This window comes from Pseudomonas sp. NY15437, assembly GCF_048068435.1.
Classification (GTDB): domain Bacteria; phylum Pseudomonadota; class Gammaproteobacteria; order Pseudomonadales; family Pseudomonadaceae; genus Pseudomonas; species Pseudomonas nitroreducens_B.
On sequence record NZ_JBLUQC010000046.1, the window covers coordinates 1 to 524 of the forward strand.

2 rRNA genes are annotated in these 524 nt (G+C 50.4%); both read right to left on the minus strand.

From position 1 onward, the window contains the following. Positions 1–13: 13 nt before the first annotated feature. Positions 14–129, minus strand: a 5S ribosomal RNA gene (gene rrf / locus ACNFIA_RS31960). 105 nt (positions 130–234) lie between these two features. After that, a 5S ribosomal RNA gene (gene rrf, locus ACNFIA_RS31965) occupies positions 235–350 on the minus strand. Between the last annotated feature and the right edge of the window lie 174 nt (positions 351–524).

Genomic DNA, 524 nt, shown 5'->3' on the forward strand with positions numbered 1-524 from the left:
TTTGGAATTAGGAGCTTGACGATGACCTACTCTCACATGGAGAAACTCCACACTACCATCGGCGATGCATCGTTTCACTACTGAGTTCGGGATGGGATCAGGTGGTTCCAATGCTCTATGGTCGTCAAGCAATTCGGCTGGATGCTCGCCTGGGCGCTCATCCGAATTCGGGCTGCTTACACTAATAAGCAAAACCCCCGGCCAGCGATGCTGACCAGGGGTCTTGGGATAGGAGCTTGACGATGACCTACTCTCACATGGAGAAACTCCACACTACCATCGGCGATGCGTCGTTTCACTACTGAGTTCGGGATGGGATCAGGTGGTTCCAACGCTCTATGGTCGTCAAGCAATTCTTTAGGATGCTCGTGGCAGTTGCACACGCTCATCCGAATTCGGGTATGTGATAAGTAATTTGCGGTTCACACGAACTTTCGGTTCGTTACGTCTTCACCGTACAACACGCAAATTGTTTGGGTGTTATATGGTCAAGCCTCACGGGCAATTAGTATCGGTTAGCTCAA